At 40.5% G+C, this 17563-nt stretch carries 15 protein-coding genes and 1 riboswitch; of the genes, 7 read left to right on the top strand and 8 right to left on the bottom strand.

Going from position 1 to position 17563, the window contains the following annotated elements:
* Nucleotides 1-48: 48 nt before the first annotated feature.
* Together I6F48_RS10880 and I6F48_RS10875 are read right to left on the bottom strand one after the other, a co-directional pair.
* Nucleotides 49-1104: an MBL fold metallo-hydrolase gene (locus I6F48_RS10880; protein WP_231615210.1), complete on the bottom strand. Its 1056-nt coding sequence runs from the start codon at nucleotides 1102-1104 to the stop codon at nucleotides 49-51.
* A gap of 166 nt (nucleotides 1105-1270) precedes the next feature.
* Nucleotides 1271-1927 (bottom strand): DUF2959 domain-containing protein, encoded by a 657-nt coding sequence (locus tag I6F48_RS10875; RefSeq protein WP_197119402.1) that lies wholly within the window; start codon nucleotides 1925-1927, stop codon nucleotides 1271-1273.
* 87 nt (nucleotides 1928-2014) lie between these two features.
* Here I6F48_RS10875 and I6F48_RS10870 point away from each other — a divergent pair, with 87 nt between their 5' ends.
* Both I6F48_RS10870 and dtd read left to right on the top strand, forming a co-directional pair.
* Nucleotides 2015-2920 carry a virulence factor BrkB family protein gene (locus tag I6F48_RS10870; protein ID WP_007582159.1) on the top strand — a complete coding sequence of 302 codons (906 nt, stop codon included), beginning with the start codon at nucleotides 2015-2017 and terminating at the stop codon, nucleotides 2918-2920.
* Nucleotides 2921-3358 carry a D-aminoacyl-tRNA deacylase gene (gene dtd / locus I6F48_RS10865; RefSeq protein ID WP_024589537.1) on the top strand — a complete coding sequence of 146 codons (438 nt, stop codon included), beginning with the start codon at nucleotides 2921-2923 and terminating at the stop codon, nucleotides 3356-3358.
* On the opposite strand, the gene I6F48_RS10860 is transcribed toward dtd, so the two are convergent.
* A complete protein-coding gene (locus I6F48_RS10860; RefSeq protein WP_007582154.1) occupies nucleotides 3347-4060 on the bottom strand; it encodes a spermidine synthase in 714 nt (237 codons plus the stop codon). The genes dtd and I6F48_RS10860 overlap by 12 nt on opposite strands.
* Nucleotides 4061-4307: 247 nt before the next feature.
* Here I6F48_RS10860 and I6F48_RS10855 point away from each other — a divergent pair, with 247 nt between their 5' ends.
* Complete coding sequence (locus I6F48_RS10855) at nucleotides 4308-5201, top strand: bifunctional GNAT family N-acetyltransferase/hotdog fold thioesterase (protein WP_197119401.1); 894 nt, start codon at nucleotides 4308-4310, stop codon at nucleotides 5199-5201.
* A 72-nt stretch (nucleotides 5202-5273) separates the two neighbouring features.
* Here I6F48_RS10855 and I6F48_RS10850 read toward each other — a convergent pair whose 3' ends face one another.
* The 5 genes from I6F48_RS10850 to dapA all read right to left on the bottom strand — a co-directional run bounded on the left by I6F48_RS10850 (nucleotide 5274) and on the right by dapA (nucleotide 10488).
* Nucleotides 5274-6308: a phospholipase A gene (locus I6F48_RS10850; RefSeq protein ID WP_165728327.1), complete on the bottom strand. Its 1035-nt coding sequence runs from the start codon at nucleotides 6306-6308 to the stop codon at nucleotides 5274-5276.
* Between the two features lie 207 nt (nucleotides 6309-6515).
* Nucleotides 6516-7637, bottom strand: a complete 1122-nt coding sequence (locus tag I6F48_RS10845; RefSeq protein ID WP_197119400.1) for a succinylglutamate desuccinylase/aspartoacylase family protein — start codon at nucleotides 7635-7637, stop codon at nucleotides 6516-6518.
* A gap of 5 nt (nucleotides 7638-7642) precedes the next feature.
* Nucleotides 7643-8848, bottom strand: coding sequence for a PLP-dependent decarboxylase (locus I6F48_RS10840; RefSeq protein WP_197119399.1), 1206 nt, complete (start codon nucleotides 8846-8848; stop codon nucleotides 7643-7645).
* Nucleotides 8848-9588: a 2,3,4,5-tetrahydropyridine-2,6-dicarboxylate N-succinyltransferase gene (locus I6F48_RS10835; protein ID WP_007376223.1), complete on the bottom strand. Its 741-nt coding sequence runs from the start codon at nucleotides 9586-9588 to the stop codon at nucleotides 8848-8850. The genes I6F48_RS10840 and I6F48_RS10835 overlap by 1 nt, the downstream gene beginning before the upstream one ends.
* A 15-nt stretch (nucleotides 9589-9603) precedes the next feature.
* Complete coding sequence (dapA, locus tag I6F48_RS10830) at nucleotides 9604-10488, bottom strand: 4-hydroxy-tetrahydrodipicolinate synthase (RefSeq protein WP_007579977.1); 885 nt, start codon at nucleotides 10486-10488, stop codon at nucleotides 9604-9606.
* Between the two features lie 190 nt (nucleotides 10489-10678).
* A riboswitch (Lysine riboswitch) is annotated at nucleotides 10679-10878 on the bottom strand.
* A 192-nt stretch (nucleotides 10879-11070) separates the two neighbouring features.
* Here dapA and I6F48_RS10825 point away from each other — a divergent pair.
* From I6F48_RS10825 to acnB, 4 genes are all read left to right on the top strand, one after another.
* A complete protein-coding gene (locus I6F48_RS10825; protein ID WP_197119398.1) occupies nucleotides 11071-11766 on the top strand; it encodes a DNA-3-methyladenine glycosylase I in 696 nt (231 codons plus the stop codon).
* Nucleotides 11767-11777: 11 nt separating this feature from the next.
* A complete protein-coding gene (locus I6F48_RS10820) occupies nucleotides 11778-13187 on the top strand; it encodes a protein adenylyltransferase SelO (protein ID WP_197119397.1) in 1410 nt (469 codons plus the stop codon).
* A 396-nt stretch (nucleotides 13188-13583) separates the two neighbouring features.
* Nucleotides 13584-14645 carry an OmpA family protein gene (locus tag I6F48_RS10815; RefSeq protein ID WP_007579984.1) on the top strand — a complete coding sequence of 354 codons (1062 nt, stop codon included), beginning with the start codon at nucleotides 13584-13586 and terminating at the stop codon, nucleotides 14643-14645.
* 292 nt (nucleotides 14646-14937) lie between these two features.
* Nucleotides 14938-17535, top strand: coding sequence for a bifunctional aconitate hydratase 2/2-methylisocitrate dehydratase (acnB, locus tag I6F48_RS10810; protein ID WP_197119396.1), 2598 nt, complete (start codon nucleotides 14938-14940; stop codon nucleotides 17533-17535).
* Nucleotides 17536-17563: the final 28 nt, after the last annotated feature.

Here is a 17563-nt window from a genome sequence, read left to right as displayed (position 1 = left end):
TGTATTTATATTGGTGTAACACACATCCTAAAACAGTTGAGTAATTAGTTACAGTGAAATACTTTCGCCTTCGTTTAAAATATACAAAGGTGTTTTAGCATCCATTTTTGTGTGCATGTGCAATAAGCGCAGTAAGGCTGAATGACTAGTGCGGTCGCCCATTTTCCACGTTGAGTTACCATAACCCCAAGGTATCATTACTTTACAGTTAAGATCATTCGCGGCGTTTAGTGCATCCTCTGGTGTTGTGTGCACGTAACGATACCAATTGGGGCTCTCTTCACTGTAATAAGACGCTATTGGCATTAAGCATATATCTATATCACTATATTTTTGCTGAATGTCCTTAAAGTGCTTTGAGTAGCCGGTATCGCCTGCAAAAAATAAGGTCTTGCCGTTTTGCTCAAGGAGCCAGCCGTTCCATAGGTCTTTATCGTTATCTTCATAAATAAAGGGTATCATTACTCGGCTACTAAAGTGATGAGCAGGTAAGGCATGAATAGCTAAATCGCTAATATTTGTTTTTGCGTACCAAGCCATTTCGCAAATGTTAAACCCGCCTGTTGGGAAGTTGTCGGCCATACCCAGTGGTGTTAAGTAACGGGGTTTATTACCTAACTCTTCTATATCTGCTTTATTAAAATGATCATAATGAATATGCGAGTACATCACAGCGTCTAAGTTTTCGAGTTCACTTTGTGTTAGCCAATCGCCGGGTTGTCTATAAAACCCTGAGGCTAGCCTAAAGGCTAAATCAACAGGTGAATCAAATTGCTCTTTAACTGGGTCAAATAGCATTTGCTGCCCGTTAGGTGTGCGGATCATAAATCCTGCATGCCCAAGCCAGCGAACAGTGTATCCGGTATTTAATTTCGGAATTACTTGATCAGCAATATATTGGCAGTTTTCACTGTCTGTTTCGCACTGTAGCTTAGGGCTCGTTGGATAGCAGTCAGCTTCGCAGGTAGTAGGGTAAGTTTTTTTACCGGGGTAGAGATTATGAAAGCGTCCTTCTCGTTCGCCATCTTGATGCAGTGGAGTAACGGTACCTTCCCCTGCAATGACCTCAATGTGATTGGCTGTTTGGCAAGCGCTTAGCAGCATACATGTAGTGATGAGGCTAAAGGTGGTTAGTTTAATTGTCGTAATCTAGTTATTATTTTGTAAAAGTATAACAACAACAGCAGATTAACGAATAATTCAAAGGTAACAAAAAGTAACAATAAAAAAGCCTGCAATTTTGCAGGCTTAATAAAAGAGTTTAAACTGATTAGCCTGCGCTATTCATTTGCTCTATAAATTTGTTTGAATCGGCAATCGATTTGTTCATGTCGTTCATCAACAATTGAATATCGCGCTTAAGGTTAGTGAACTCGCCTTTAATAGCCGATACCGCTTGTGCATTTAAGTTATGCTTTAAGTACAAAACGTTATCATGAAGCGATGTTAATACTGGCTCCATTTTGTCCTCAGCACTGCGCATTGAGCGTAATAGCTGATCAAATTGACGCTTAGTAGCGGCTAGCTTTTTGCTACTTTCACGCTTAAGTGATGCACTTTTATATTGCTCTAGCTCATCGGCCCATTCATCAAAAAGCGCCTCTGCTACGTCTTCTACTTTATTGATGTTAGTTGACACTTCGTTAGCGGCTTTTAAGCTCGACTCGTAGTCATCGTTTAATTGATTGTAGGTGTCTTGTAGTTCGCCACCATTAAAATCAATAAGTGTAGTTAAACGTTCAAGAGCCGATTTAAATTCTTCTTGCGACTCCTGCTGTGAATCTTTTGTTTCTTCTACGCGGTCAATAAGAATATCGCGTTTGTGAACACCCACTTTTTCCATCGCAGAATAATAAGCTGATTGGCAGCCAGTTAAAGTAAGTGTTACTACAAGCATTGAAACACTGAGTAATGTTTGTTTTTTCATTTGAATTCCTGTTTACGAGCGTTAGTGCTGTAAATTATGGCGCTGATTGTTATTATAATCAAAACTATATAAGCACAAGTCAATTGTATGAATGATAAGCTCTCACATTACAAACAGCAAGTTAAGTCCTTTATACGCCAGCAACCTGGTTGGTGGATGCAGTATTTTAATCGTTGTATAGACGATCAAATAACGGTTAATGCAGGTTACCTTGCTTACGTGACACTTCTTTCTTTAGTGCCATTAATTGCGGTGGGTGTTGCTATATTTTCAGCCTTTCCGGGCTTTGAATCTACTCGCATGGAAATTGAGAGCTTTTTGTTTACCAACTTTGTCCCTACCTCTACCGATGTTATTAGAGAGCATATTAGCTCCTTTGCGGGCAATGCCAACCAAATGACGGCGGTAGGTATTGGCTTTCTAGCTGCAATAGCCTTGCTGTTAATACGTAATGTAGATGCCACATTGAACCGAATTTGGCGCATAAAGAAAAAGCGCCCAATGATGATCTCATTTGCTGTGTACTGGATGGTTTTGAGCTTAGGGCCTATGTTGCTCGGTGCCAGTATTGGTGTTACCTCTTATATTGTATCTTTGGTGTCGTTTGCTGATCAGGGAATTCCGGGGTTTAGCGGGTTTTTGTTAAAGCTATTGCCGTATGGAATTTCGATGGTGGGCTTTATTATGCTCTACACCTTAGTGCCTAATACACGGGTGTCGTTTAGAGCGGCAATACCTGGCGCTTTTTTTGCGGCACTTTTATTTGAGCTGACAAAAAAAGGGTTTGCACTTTATATTAGTCATTTTCCGTCGTACGAAGTTATTTATGGCGCAGTAGCAACCATTCCTATTTTATTTGTATGGGTGTATTTGTCGTGGGTCGTTGTTTTGCTTGGCGCTGAATTTACTGCGTGCATTAGCCCAAATGATATTCCAGAAACACCAGAGCTTGAACTAGAAGATGATGAACCAGCAGTAAAGGACACAGTTTAAATGCAAGGTTTAATACAACGTGTAAAGCATGCCAAAGTAGAAATTAACAACCAAGTGGTAGGCGAAATTAGCCAAGGTATATTGTTGTTGCTGGGCGTTGAAAAACACGACGACAAACAAACGGCCGATAAGCTTTTACACAAGGTAAGTAATTATCGTATTTTTACTGACGAAAACGACAAAATGAACCTAAGCCTTAAAGATATTAAAGGTGAGTTACTTGTTGTTTCGCAATTTACGCTAGCGGCTGATACTAAAAAGGGTATGCGCCCTAGTTTTTCATCTGCGGCAACGCCAAGCCAAGCTAACGAGCTTTACGAATACTTTGTAGCTCAAGCTAAAGAGTTGGGGCTTACAATAGCCACAGGTGAGTTTGGTGCTGATATGCAAGTAAGCTTGTGTAACGATGGGCCCGTTACGTTTAACTTATCTGTTTAAGTTTTTGGTTACCACGACAATATGATTTACATAGCCCGTAATTTTTTGCGGGCTAACATTACAACCAAATACATCGAGTAATAGCTGCTGAAGTTGCTTTAATTGCGACTCATGCTGCGATAAAAAGTTAATAAATAGCACGCCGTTGTTATTTAAAGCCGAGTAGATTTTTTTATAAAATGCCTCTTCAAATAAAAATCGAGGCGCGTCTATTTGGCTAAATAAATCTAGAATAATCCAATCAATATTTTGCACACTTTCTAAAATCTGTTGCGCATCGGCGCACAGCAGTTGCTCATTCTTATTTGACGAAAAAAACTGGGTATAGCAATCAATAATATCGGCGTTTTTTTCAACCGATGTTATTTGTGCTTTAGGGTATTTGTGTTGTAAATAATTACGAATTGCACCGCCGCCAAGGCCGAGTTCTAACACTTTTTGTGGCGGCTTAAGAGCTTGCCAGTGCTTATCTAGGTACAATAAGTGTGGAAAAAGTAATAAATCCGGGTTATTTAAATCAATAACAGATTGAAGAGTGTCGTTAATAAGTAACCAGCGTAACTGCTCGTGCTCACGTACTTGAATGTGATCGCCACTGCATTTATGCCAATAGATTAACTGACCAATGCTGTGGCTATTTTCAATAAATTGATCGCTCAGCAAACCCGTCAGTGAATTTATATAATTGATTTTTTCAGTCATATTCTCAGCATAAACTAGCAACGTTAAAGCGCAATGGCCTTTGTCATTATTTTTTTACGTTATTTTACAGCCATCACCAAAGTCGTATTTGCAGTTTTTTTAAGATGGAGTATGGTATTTGCCATAATAATGCCAATCAATTTAATTATTTTATTTTTTTAGCTTGGTAGATAACCAATACTATTAGTATAGCGCCGTAGCCTTTTTTTGACTTTTATTTACGGCTTATATAACAACAGGAGTATGTATGTTTCAGGTAAGCACCCCACAAAGTAGCGAAGATTGGCAAGCGTATTACCAATTGCGTTGGCAGGTATTACGCGCGCCTTGGGGCGAGCCTCGTGGCTCTGAACAAGACGATATGGAACAAGACTCTGAGCACCGCTTTATAAAAAATAAAGAAGGCGAAGTACTAGGCGTAGCACGTTTGCACTTTAACAGTCATGAGCAAGCACAAGTGCGTTACATGGCCGTTGCTGAAGGGAATCGTAATCAACATATTGGTAGTCGTTTATTACATGAGCTTGAAAAAATAGCATGGACACAAAATGCTGATGAACTGGTTTTATTTACTCGCGAACGTGCGCTTGAGTTTTATAAACGCCATGGTTACGAATTAAAAGAAAAAGCGCACTTAGCGTATGGCGATGTACAACACTTTAAAATGGTAAAGCAAAAACCGTGTGAGCCAGGCTGGTTCCGTCATCCAAATTGGACGCAAGTACTACAAAATACGTGGCGTGAGTCTATTCCAATTAGTGACGCGATGGGTATTAAGGTAGAAAGCTATACCGATTGGCAATTTACAACCAGCGCCGACCTAGACGCTAACTTAAACCTACATAACACCATGTTTGCAGGCTCTATTTATAGCTTGGCTACGCTAACAGGTTGGGGCGCTACGTACTTAGCACTTAAAGAAGCTGGGCTTGAAGGTAATATTGTATTAGCCGATGCTAACATTAAGTACTTAAAACCGCTTACTACTGACCCACGTGGCTGTGTTGATATACAAACCTGTAAGGGCAAGTTAAGCGATTTAGAAACCGATGGTAAAGCAAGTTACGTAGTGCCAGTAACTATTTACGATGGTGATAACGTGGTTGCCGAATTTGAAGGACAGTTTGTAGTAAAAAAATAACTGTTTAGCTGTTCAAAACACAAAAAAGCCAAGCGATGCTTGGCTTTTTCGTGCGTAAAACTTAGGGAAGTATCACAGCAGATCGGTTAATAATATACCTACACCAATACGTTCTACATCCGCATTGTAATCAATTAAGCTTTCGCCATAACCGTTAAAGTATTGTGCATAACCACGAACGCGGCCCCATAAAGGAAACGACCAGTCGAGTTGAATTGCACCACGATTATCTGAATTTAAGTTGTTACGTGTCATAAAGCTAAATTCATGGTCATGAAAACGATACGCGCCGCTAAACTCAAAGTAACCCATGTATTTATATATGTCTGGGTTGTCGTCGCCATTGGCTTCTAAAATATCTTCTTTTTCGTCCTCAGCTATTCGGTACCAAGGTTTAAAGCTAAAAACAAAGCCTCTGTTTTCCCAAATAAAGTCTGCATAAATACGGTTCCACGAACGTGAGTTTGGTTGGCTTCGACCATTTGACTGATGCGAAATACCTAAAGCAATTGCCATTTCGTCGCCCCATAATACGTTTTCTGGGTCGAGGTAATTTATCCAAAATATCTCTGGTTCGTAGTTGGTCTCACGAAATGGAGAAGAAATTTCTGAGTTATAAAGCTGCCAATACGATTGCAGTGTAAAGCCAAAAAATATGGCTTGGTCTTTATCCGAAAAATCATCGTAAAGAGGCACTTTTATCGATAGCTGGTATTTTGCTTCTAAGTTGTCGAGCGGTTCACCGTCGTTGTCGTCGGTTAGTGCATCAAAGCCATCAAATGGGCGATCGTTTGGGTGTGATACGTACGAAAGCGGTAAAATATAGTTACGCTTATGTGGCGTAATTACATTTCTATTTTTTTTACCTACTTCTTCACGAGCTTGGCGTTTATCAAGCGCGGTAAGTTGTTTGTTTTCTTCAAGAGCTGAACACTTTTTACGAAGATCGTCTAATGTTTGTTTACCATCTCCGCCAATTACTTCATTTAAAATACACTGCTTTACAAGTTCGATGTCGTTGTCTTGCTCATTTGTAGCAACTTCTTCTTGTGCGAAGGTAGCTGTACTTATTAAGGCAGAAAGTGTGATCCAGTGGCGCCAGCTCATTGTAATTCCTTGTGGGTTCGGGTTGTGTTGTATGCGTTAATTTAATTATAACGTCTTTTTACATATGTAACGGTGAACTTTTACTGAATTTGTATTTATAACAAGGTCTATACGTATACAAAGTAAATATAGATCAGAAAAAAAGCGGCCTAGGCCGCTTTTTTAATGCACATTAACTATGTGCTCTCACGCAATGAGAAGGGTGAGCTAAAGCTCAAATATGTTAGTAAAAAACTTATAAAGTTCGGTGCCTTGGTTAACACTCGCCGAGGCAAAGTGCAAAATGGCAATTGCATCGCAATCGAGAGTAAGTGTTTGCAGTGGTTGCTCGCTTAAGTAGCGCTCCATTCGTAAAATATTAGCAATAGGCTCACCGGCTTTAATGTGTCCGCCAAGTGGGGCTATGTATTCAACCATGCCGCCAATGGGGGCGTAATAAGTAAAGTAGTCATCTAAATTACATGCATAGCGAGTGATATTAGCTGGCGTATGTGGTGCGTTTTGTAAAACACCTTTGTGATTTAAGTAACTTAAAATGCTGTTAGCATCGTTTAGTGCTTCTTTTAAGTCTATTTTTTCTTGGCTGCCTAGCTCTACAGTAAATGCTTCTACAGGTATTGATAATTCACGACCTTGCTCGCTAAGTGCATCACTTAAATGCCACCATGGGCAAAAGTTAGCTTCATCCATAGCACCGTCAAAATCACTAGGAATAAGCAATACATGCTCAATATTAAAGTAACGTGCGCTGTCGGTTGCATAGGTTGGGCAGTACAAATGCTTGCTTGAAATAGGGCCTGTGTGTAAATCGAGTACTATATCAGCCTGATGAGCGAGCTTTTGTAAGTTAAGCGCAATGCGTTTACCCGTATTAAGTAAATAAGCCGGGCCGTTAAGTTTGCTGTCTACTTCGTCAATAAGCGCCTGTTTGAAGTTACTTTTTAATGTAGCGTCGTCATACTGGGTATGATTTTGTGCAAACTGTGCCACTAAATTTTTATTGTAGTGATACATGCGATTCCAATTAGTGCCCGTAATCGGATCGAACCTGCCAAGGGTAAACTCGCCAGATTTTTGATTACAACCAATCGGATTTGCATAAGGTACAAGGGTAATATCGCCACTAAGGTTAAGATGTTTTAATTGCTCAAGTAGCTGAAAAATAACAGCGTTGCCTTGTACTTCAGCGCCATGCATATTGGCCTGAACATAAACACTAGGCCCTGTGCCATCGCCTTTTAAACGATAAACAGGAATTGTAAGCGGTAAGCCGTTTGCAACTTCCCCTACTACAATGTTCTCTTGGCTGATGTGTGTTGTATTACTCATGCTTATTACCTTAAGTAGTGGCTGGCATTTTCGGCTTGGCGAACACAGGTAAGTTCACCGTTTTGCAATGTGTACTCGCCGGCGAGCTCATGGCATAAAAAATACGGCATACTTTCGGTAAAGCCGTAAGCACCGCATTGGCTAAATACTAGCCAGTCGTGCTCATTTAAATCGCTTGGTAAGTTATGTTCACCCAAGCAATCAAGCGCTGTACAAAGTGGGCCGTATAAAGTGACCGCTTGAGTTTTAGCACTGGATTCACGCAGTAACGCAGCAGGAAAATCTTGGCTGGTAACAGCAGGGCGTAATAAGTGGTTTATACCGCCGCTTAAAATGACTTGCTGTTGATTATAGTTTTGTTTGCGTTCTATTACTGGGTTTGCGTAATGACCACATTCGCCAACGGCATAGCGGCCCAGTTCCATCCATAGCTCTTCTACGCCCGCATCATTTTTAATTTTAGCGAGTGCAGCTATTAAGTCATCCCAATCAAGTGTTGTTTCGCTTTGTGTATAAGGAATACCTAAGCCGCCACCTAAATCGAGAATTTTAAGGCTAATATTTAAATCGCTGGCAAGTTGGCTAAGAGGTGCAATCATTTGTGACCACAAGTCGCTTAGTTTTTGCGTGCTAAGCATGTTGCCCCACTGAAAAATATGTAAGCCGTCAAACTTAAGTGCAGGGTAGTCGGTTACATTGAGTGCTTGCCACTCATCACAACCCAAACCAAACGGCGTAAGGCTGTCGCCGCCCAGTGGATTTTTTTCACCTTCAGGCCAGCGTAATTGCACTCGGAGTAATACTTGTAACTGCGTATTTTGTAGTTGCGCTTGTTGGTTTAACCAACGTACTTGATTGAGGCTTTCGGCTACGAATATACGTACTCCGCGCTCAATAAAGTGTTTAATTTGTTTAGGGCTTTTTGCAGGCCCTGTGTTGAGCACGCGCTGTGAGCTAATACCTTGTGCTAGCACTTGCTCAAGCTCACCTTTACTTGCTACGTCAAAATTAAAACCAGCGTTGTCTAAGCTTTGAATAATTTTAGACAGTGGATTTGCTTTTACCGCGTACCACAGTTTTACATCGGTTTGCGCAACTAAACGTGCAAGATGCGCGTTTAGTTGATCTAGGTCGTAAACAAAAAAAGGTGTATCAAGCTGTTGTGTAATTGTATTTACAGCAGTTTTGATAGGCGTGCTCAAAAAGCTCATTATCGTAAAACCTCTTCAAGTAATAATGATGCATCGCTTTTCTCGTCGCGGTATTTAACAATTAACGCACACGACATGCTTAGGCCTTGCTCGCGCGCCCATTCGTTTGACGCAGGGCGAGAGCCTGGTATTACAATGGCATATTCAGGAATAGGCTCGCCTTTATCTAGTTGTCGCTCGTTTACGCAGTCATACACCGGAATAGTCGCTGATAAACGCACGCCAGGGGCAAGTACTGCGCCTTTTTTAATGACTACGCCTTCAACAATAATACAGCCAGCGCCAATAAAGGCGTCGTCTTCTACAACTACTGGGCTTGCACCAATTGGCTCAAGTACACCACCAAGCTGCACTGCAGCACTTAAATGTACGTTTTTACCTACTTGTGCACACGAGCCAACTAATGCGTGGCTATCTACCATTGTGCCTTCGTCGATGTATGCACCAATGTTTACATACGCTGGTGGCATAATAATCGTGCCTTTAGCAACATAAGCACCACGGCGAACACTAGAGCCACCCGGCACCATACGTACGCCATCGTCAGTACTAAATTCTTGCGGAGCTAAGTTATGTTTATCAACAAAACCACCTGCAAACTCAGTATTAGTGCCATTTTTGAAGGCATCCAAAATGCCTTGTTTTACTTCTACGTTAGCTTGCCATTGGCCGCTTTCGTTTTGTGATGCTGCGCGTACTGCGCCCGATTCTAAATTATTTAATAGTTCTAACCAGCTCATTATAAAAACCTGTATTTAATGCCAAGATAAAATGGTGTTGTTTGCAGTTGTGATGCAATCGGTTTGAGTTAACTCAAGGTGTGTTAAAGGTGGACGAAGTTGCGGGCTGCTTAAGCGACCTTGCAAATGCATCAATACCTTTACGGGAATAGGGTTTGCAACAGCAAATAGGCTATTAATAGCGCTTGACCACTGGGCAAATAAATTAGGGTGTTGACCACTTAAGCTGCGTTTAACAAACTCGTGAGTTTGTGCGGGCCATGCATTTGCAGCTACCGACACTAAACCTTTTGCACCGGCTTGGGCAAAATATGGCATTAGCGCATCGTCGCCACTAAAAATAGCTAAATTAGGCGCTGCTTGGCGATAAGCTTCAAACTGAGCAATGCTGCCGCTCGCTTCTTTTAGTGCCCATAAATTTTTATTATTTTGTAAGTTTTGAATTGTTGCCGTTGGAATGCTAACAGCACTTCGACCCGGTACGTTATAAAGCATACACGGGTGAACACTTGCATTAAGTAGGCTTTCAAACCAATGAGTTTGACCTATAGCGCCAGGCTTTGCATAAAGCGGTGAGCCAAGTAAAAAGCTATGAATTGGGAGTGTATTACAGTAGTTAACCCACTCAATTTGTTGCTTTAAGTTACTACCGCCCACAGCAACCATGAGTGGTACTGCTGGTTTTAGTTGGCATACGTGTTCAACAATGGCTTGTTGCTCTTTTAGCGTGAGTGCTAAACCTTCGCCCGTACTGCCAAGTAGTAAAATACCGTTATGTGCCGCTTCTTGATCGCTAACCAGTTTAGTTAACGTGTTGTAGTCAACATCGCCGTGTTGATCAAATGGCGTTACGAGCGCGGTCCACAATGAGTAGTCGTTTAAATTGAAGTTGTTGATCATCTCTCACGAACTTATAATTTGTACCAACTTTATTAAAAACGTGATCATTTTAGCGATAACTAATTTAATGCAATTGGTATTATTCGAAGAGTTAAAAAGCTTTATGGAAGGAGCCGCATTAACGTCGTTCGAACTAATAATTCGAAGAGCGAATGGGCTTAAAATAATAGGGCGCACGGCCTTAATATTTAAGATCAGAAGCTCTCCACCAAACTAATAAGCTGCTTTTATAAGCAGCTATTGGTGACAGTCGCTAGGGTTCAACCTAGTCGCCCGAAATAAACACCTCGCAAAAGTGGTTACTTCTCGGCGTTAATTCCCCTCACGTATGCTCACTGGAGTTTGCGCTCCTAACATACGCTACCTGAATAACGCACCTCTTCTAGCCCTTTACACCTGTTTGTAGAGTAAAAACTTACAAACCTGTGCAATTTAAATAGGGTAATTACGGCGATTAAAGCATTTTAGCCGTCTAGGTGTCAAGCGACTAAATGCATATTCATTCATCCATAATGGGAGTGGTTACGTATTGGGTGCTTTTCTCGTACACTAGCAATATAAGTAGTGAGGTATTTAATTAGTATGGAAAAATTTAGCGATATTTATAAGCGAGCGGTAGAGCGAAAAGGCTCCGAAAAAATGCTTAAGTTATTACTTGCAAAACCGCTATCTAAAAAACAACTAAGCACGTTAAGTGACGACGATTGGCTTGAGGAATTTACTCGAAAAGTATTTCAAAGCGGCTTTTATTGGTCAGTCATTAATAATAAGTGGCCAGGCTTTAGAGCCGTTTTTTGGAATTTTAGCGTTGATAAGTTATTAATGATGCCACCTGATATGCTGGAACAAAAAGCAACGGATGAGCGAATCGTTCGTAACTATAAAAAAGTAAAAACAATTACCGAAAATGCTTACATGATCCACGAAATAGCAGGGGAACATGGCAGTTTTAGCCAGTTTGTCGCTAATTGGCCAGCAGACGATATTATTGGTTTATGGGCGTATTTAAAAAAACATGGTTCGCGTTTAGGCGGAAATACAGGACCTTATGCGCTACGAGCACTTGGTAAAGATACCTTTTTACTATCACGCGATGTAGAGAATTACTTACGTGCTCATAAAATTATAGACGGCGGCTTACAAACTAAAAAATCACTGAGTGCTGCCCAAGCTTTTTTTAATGAAATGCAAAAGCAAAGCGGCTTAAGTATGCAAGAGTTAAGTTTAATTGTTGCTTATGGCGTTGGTGACAACCGTGTTGGTATAAGTCAGCAATAATAGGAATTACCATGAAATTAGTGCCAAGATACACAGACATTACGGAAAACTTTGCGATAGAAGATTTTCCTGCAAGTGTTGCCTCTCCTCAGTTATTGCTGTGGAACGAGAGCTTAGCAAAAGAGTTTAATATTAACGTTGCAGCTGATTTGCGTGCTAGCACTTTTAGCGGTAACGAAAAACAGGCGATTCCTGCAGTAGCACTTGGTTACTCTGGGCACCAATTTGGGCATTTTTCGCCGCGTTTAGGCGATGGGCGAGCACATTTATTGGGCGCTATTAATGATGATAAAAACGAGCTGTGGGATATTCAATTAAAGGGCTCTGGTGCTACTCCTTACTCAAGAGGGGGAGATGGGCGCTGTGCACTTGGTCCTGCTATTCGTGAATACGTAATGAGCGAAGCAATGCATGCACTGGGTGTTAAAACCACCCGATGTTTAGCCGTCGTTGGCAGTGGTGAAACGGTTTATCGTAATCCGCCACAAGCAGGTGCAATAGTGACTCGTTTAGCAAGTAGCCACATTCGTGTTGGTTCATTTCAATATTTAGCGACGCAAGGCGATGTTGAAGGGCTTAAAAATTTAGCTGATTTAGCTATAGAGCGTCATTATCCAGAAATAACAGATATAGGGCCACAACGTTATTTAGTCTTTTTAGGCGCTGTAATTAAAAGCCAAGTTGAATTAGTGGTTAGTTGGATGCGTGTTGGTTTTATTCATGGAGTAATGAATACCGATAATACGCTAGTAAGTGGAGAAACCATTGATTACGGCCCCTGCGCCATGATGAATAATTTTGATTTTGACACCGTGTTTAGCTCTATCGATAAACAAGGTCGTTATGCCTTTGGTAATCAACCTAATATAGCTAACTGGAACTGCGCACGCTTAGCTGAGAGCTTAATACCGCTTATTAGTGATGATGACGAGCAAGCTGTTTCGTTAATGACGCCATTTATTAATAGTTTTGCTGAGCAGTTTAATACTGAGTTTACGGCTATGTGGGAGAAAAAACTGGGCTTGAGTGCAAAAAATGCAAGCGGAAGTGAGTTAATTGCAGAGTTATTAACGCTATTAAAAGATAACCAGCTCGACTACACCAATACCTTTGATGCACTTACTGAATCCTTAAAGGGAGAAACAGTAGTACCAGAGTCGCTAATCAAATGGAGAGCTAAGTGGGTAAACTTAACTGACAATAATAGTTATGAAGTAATGAGAGCGGCAAATCCTCGTGTAATTCCTCGTAACCATATGATCGAAAAAATAATTGCAGAGTATAATGCTGCAGGGTCTAGTGAGTTACTAGAGCGCTTTATGAAAATAGTGGGAAATCCGTATTCTGATGATGAAAAGCTATCAGAGTTTCAGGCTGCACCGATAAATGATAATGATTACCAGACTTTTTGTGGTACTTAACTCTTAACTTTAAATATAACCACATGATTAAAAAGAGTCATTTTTTAATCAAACATGCGCATATATCTAGGGGAATGTTAATTCTGGTGGTATTATGCGCCGAATTAAAGCCAAGCAATGTTTCTTTGCATTTACATTTATAAGTGCATTTAATTTAATTGCTCTTACATTCCTTGCTAAGTACTAATTTACAAAAAACTACTATATTTATTTTTCAATAAAGTTTTAATTTCGCCTATAGTAAGTGGATGTGTGTTGTGACTGGGCATAGAAAAAAGTTATAAACTTTATTTTTCGTTAAGTATTGATTAACAAAGGCTCAGTTAGTCTATATAAAACTGATTGAGCTAGTATCGATTAGCTACAATTTAAAATTGTTCAAATGGGAAGAAAACAATGAAATTAAAATCACTTACAATTGCAATCGCGTTGGCTGCAACTAGCGCATCTACATTCGCTGCTGATAAAGAAGAAGGTTTCTACATTGGCGCATTTGGCGACTACTATGACGCATCTTGGAAAAACATGCGTGCTCAAGCTGGTCTTGACGTAAATGAATCAACTGGCTGGGGTGTTGAAGCCGGTTACCGTTTCAGTGATTACTGGAGCGCACGTCTTGAATATGCAGATATGGATTTTAATGCTTTTGATAAAGTTGCTGGCAACCGCAACAGTATTGATGGCGAGCGTTACGGTATTGATGCTCTTTACCATTTAAATGGTGGTCCTTTCTACGGTCTTTTCGGTATTAAAGAAATGGACGTAGTAGATGACAACACATTCTTAAATGCAGGTGTTGGTTACCAACATTTCATTACAGATGGCTTATTTGTAAATGCTGAAACAGCTGTATACCAAGGTCTTGACCGTGGTTACACAGATGTAGGCGCTAAAATTGGTATTAACTACTTATTTGGCCAAAATTCAGCTCCTGTAGAGCCAGTTAAACCAGCTCCAGAGCCTAAGGTAATTGAAGTAGCTGTAGCTCCTACAGATAGCGACAACGACAACATTCCTGATGCAGATGATAAGTGTGCTAACACGCCTATGACTGATGCAGTTGATGGCACTGGTTGTACTTTATATGAAGATAAAGAAGTAACTGTAAGCTTATTAGTGACTTTCCCTAACAATGCTTCAGCAGTATCTACTCAGTACTTAAACGATATTGAAAAAGTATCTGCATTCTTAAAAGAGTACCCAGATACAACAGTACTTTTAGAAGGTCACACTTCTTCTGTAGGTAAAGCAACTTACAACAAATGGTTATCTAAAAAACGTGCTGATGCAGTAGCTAAGCAATTAGTTTCTGATGGCATTGCTAAAGACCGTATTACTACAGTTGGTTTAGGTGAAGAGCGTCTTAAAAATGATGCAAACACTAAAGCTGCAAACGCAGAGAACCGTCGTGTAGAAGCGCATATCAAAACTATCAAAAACGTTAAAGTTTTACGTTAATTAAATAGTTTGTAATAAAAACCCAGCCAAGTGCTGGGTTTTTTTATGCCTGTAATAAATTAATATTGGTTAATGGTAATGATTCTTACTTAACAAGTATTCATGAAAATAGTTTTTACTACAACCACTATTCATAGTATTTATAATCGGTATAATCAGTTGCGTAACTGGATGGATTTTCATCTATCCATAAAAGCTTTATAATTACGCGTTAGAATACTATAAGTATTGGGTAACTTATTTGCGCTTGAAGCGCTACCGGATACTTTCACGTCACCAAGAGGGCAATATTGTGCTACAAGAATATCGTAAACACGTAGAAGAACGTGCCGCGTTAGGTATCGTACCAGCGCCATTAGATGCTCAGCAAACTGCTGATCTTATTGAATTAATCAAAACTCCACCTGCAGGTGAAGAAGAATTCATTTTAGATTTGTTCATTCAGCGTATACCAGCAGGTGTTGATGATGCTGCTTACATTAAAGCGGGCTTCTTAGCAGCTGTAGCTAAAGGTGAAACTAATTCTCCACTTGTTTCTAAAGAAAAAGCGGCAGAATTATTAGGTACAATGTTGGGCGGTTACAATATCGCACCAATGATTGACCTACTTGATGACGAAACACTTGCACCAATCGTAGTTAAAGGCCTTTCAAATACATTACTTATGTTTGATGCGTTCTACGATGTAGAAGAAAAAGCAAAAGCGGGTAACACATTCGCTAAGCAAATTATCGAGTCTTGGGCAAATGCAGAATGGTTTACTAATAAACCAGCTGTTGCTGAAAAGATCTCAGTGACTGTATTTAAAGTAACTGGCGAAACAAATACTGATGACTTGTCACCTGCACCAGATGCATGGTCTCGTCCAGATATCCCACTTCATGCTTTAGCAATGCTAAAAATTGAACGTGACGGTATTACACCTGATAAAGCGGGCGAAGTTGGTCCAATTACTCAGCTTGAAGAATTAAAAACGAAAGGTTTACCACTTGCTTACGTAGGTGATGTTGTGGGTACGGGTTCTTCTCGTAAGTCTGCAACTAACTCTGTACTTTGGTTTATGGGCGATGATATCCCGTTCGTACCAAACAAGCGTGTTGGCGGTGTATGTTTAGGTAATAAAATTGCTCCAATCTTCTTTAACACAATGGAAGATTCAGGCGCATTACCAATCGAATTAAATGTTGATGAGCTTAACATGGGTGAGCAAATCGACATTTATCCGTACGAAGGTGTTGTTAAGCAACATGGTACTGATAAAGTGATTTCTACTTTTGAGCTTAAATCTGATGTGATTTTAGATGAAGTTCGTGCTGGTGGTCGTATTCCACTAATTATCGGTCGTGGTTTAACTGATAAAGCGCGTACATCACTAGGCTTAGGTGCAACTGATACATTTAAAGTACCAACAGCAACAGAAGTTTCTGATAAAGGCTTCACACTAGCGCAAAAAATGGTTGGTAAAGCATGTAACGTTGCAGGTATTCGCCCTGGTCAATACTGTGAGCCTAAAATGACAACTGTTGGTTCGCAAGATACAACAGGTCCTATGACACGTGATGAACTTAAAGATCTAGCATGTTTAGGTTTCTCTGCAGATTTAACAATGCAGTCTTTCTGTCATACATCAGCTTATCCTAAGCCTATCGATGTAAGCACTCACCATACGCTTCCTGATTTCATCATGAACCGTGGCGGTGTTTCACTTCGTCCAGGCGATGGTATTATTCACTCGTGGTTAAACCGTATGTTATTACCAGATACCGTAGGTACTGGTGGTGATTCACATACACGTTTTCCATTAGGTATTTCATTCCCAGCAGGTTCGGGTGCAGTAGCATTCGCAGCAGCAACGGGTGTTATGCCACTTGATATGCCAGAATCTATTTTGGTTCGTTTTAAAGGCGAAATGCAACCAGGTATCACGTTACGTGACCTTGTTCATGCAATCCCTTACTACGGTATCAAGCAAGGTTTATTAACAGTTGAGAAAAAAGGTAAAATTAACGAATTCTCTGGTCGCGTACTAGAAATTGAAGGCGTTGAGCACCTTACTGTTGAGCAAGCATTTGAATTATCAGATGCATCTGCAGAGCGTTCTGCTGCTGGTTGTACAGTTAAACTTTCTAAAGAGTCTATTTCTGAGTACCTTGAGTCTAACATTGTTATGCTTAAGTGGATGATCTCTGAAGGTTACGGCGATGTACGTACGATTGAACGTCGTATTACTGCAATGCAAGATTGGTTAGCTAACCCAGAACTAATGGAAGCTGACGCTGATGCAGAGTATAAGCATATCGTTGAAATTGATTTAGCTGAGATTAAAGAACCTGTTCTTTGTGCTCCAAATGACCCAGATGATGCGCGTCTTCTTTCTGATGTTGCTGGCGAGAAAATTGATGAAGTATTCATCGGTTCTTGTATGACTAACATTGGTCACTTCCGTGCTGCTGGTAAGTTGCTTGATGGCTTTAAAGGACAACTTCCAACTCAACTTTGGGTTGCTCCACCTACTAAGATGGACAAAGACCAACTTACGGAAGAAGGTTACTACGGTATCTTTGGTCGTGTTGGCGCACGTATCGAAACTCCAGGTTGTTCACTGTGTATGGGTAACCAAGCACGTGTTGCAGATAAAGCGACTGTAGTATCTACTTCTACACGTAACTTCCCTAACCGTTTAGGTAATGGCGCTAATGTATTCTTAGCATCATCTGAGCTTGCTGCAGTAGCCGCTATTTTAGGTAGATTACCAACATCTGCCGAGTACCAAGAATATGCAGCGAAGATCAATGCAACGGCGTCAGATACATACCGTTACTTGAACTTCCACCGTATGCCTGCTTACACTAAAAAAGCAGACAACGTGATTATTCAACAAGCTGTATAATTTTTAGAGTTTGTTTAAAAACCCGCTT

Origin of the sequence: Pseudoalteromonas sp. SWYJ118 (assembly GCF_015864505.1) — a bacterium.
GTDB lineage: Bacteria > Pseudomonadota > Gammaproteobacteria > Enterobacterales > Alteromonadaceae > Pseudoalteromonas > Pseudoalteromonas arctica.
The sequence above is the reverse complement of the archived record's forward strand: the minus strand, read 5'-3'. Positions and strand labels throughout refer to the sequence as shown.

What these genes read in the sequence shown, in the direction of transcription:
- I6F48_RS10880 (WP_231615210.1), bottom strand. Translation starts at nt 1,104, where the DNA reads ATGCTGCTAAGCGCTTGCCAAACAGCCAATCACATTGAGGTCATTGCA.
- I6F48_RS10875 (WP_197119402.1), bottom strand. Translation starts at nt 1,927, where the DNA reads ATGAAAAAACAAACATTACTCAGTGTTTCAATGCTTGTAGTAACACTT.
- I6F48_RS10870 (WP_007582159.1), top strand. Translation starts at nt 2,015, where the DNA reads ATGAATGATAAGCTCTCACATTACAAACAGCAAGTTAAGTCCTTTATA.
- dtd (WP_024589537.1), top strand. Translation starts at nt 2,921, where the DNA reads ATGCAAGGTTTAATACAACGTGTAAAGCATGCCAAAGTAGAAATTAAC.
- I6F48_RS10860 (WP_007582154.1), bottom strand. Translation starts at nt 4,060, where the DNA reads ATGACTGAAAAAATCAATTATATAAATTCACTGACGGGTTTGCTGAGC.
- I6F48_RS10855 (WP_197119401.1), top strand. Translation starts at nt 4,308, where the DNA reads ATGTTTCAGGTAAGCACCCCACAAAGTAGCGAAGATTGGCAAGCGTAT.
- I6F48_RS10850 (WP_165728327.1), bottom strand. Translation starts at nt 6,308, where the DNA reads ATGAGCTGGCGCCACTGGATCACACTTTCTGCCTTAATAAGTACAGCT.
- I6F48_RS10845 (WP_197119400.1), bottom strand. Translation starts at nt 7,637, where the DNA reads ATGAGTAATACAACACACATCAGCCAAGAGAACATTGTAGTAGGGGAA.
- I6F48_RS10840 (WP_197119399.1), bottom strand. Translation starts at nt 8,848, where the DNA reads ATGAGCTTTTTGAGCACGCCTATCAAAACTGCTGTAAATACAATTACA.
- I6F48_RS10835 (WP_007376223.1), bottom strand. Translation starts at nt 9,588, where the DNA reads ATGAGCTGGTTAGAACTATTAAATAATTTAGAATCGGGCGCAGTACGC.
- dapA (WP_007579977.1), bottom strand. Translation starts at nt 10,488, where the DNA reads ATGATCAACAACTTCAATTTAAACGACTACTCATTGTGGACCGCGCTC.
- I6F48_RS10825 (WP_197119398.1), top strand. Translation starts at nt 11,071, where the DNA reads ATGGAAAAATTTAGCGATATTTATAAGCGAGCGGTAGAGCGAAAAGGC.
- I6F48_RS10820 (WP_197119397.1), top strand. Translation starts at nt 11,778, where the DNA reads ATGAAATTAGTGCCAAGATACACAGACATTACGGAAAACTTTGCGATA.
- I6F48_RS10815 (WP_007579984.1), top strand. Translation starts at nt 13,584, where the DNA reads ATGAAATTAAAATCACTTACAATTGCAATCGCGTTGGCTGCAACTAGC.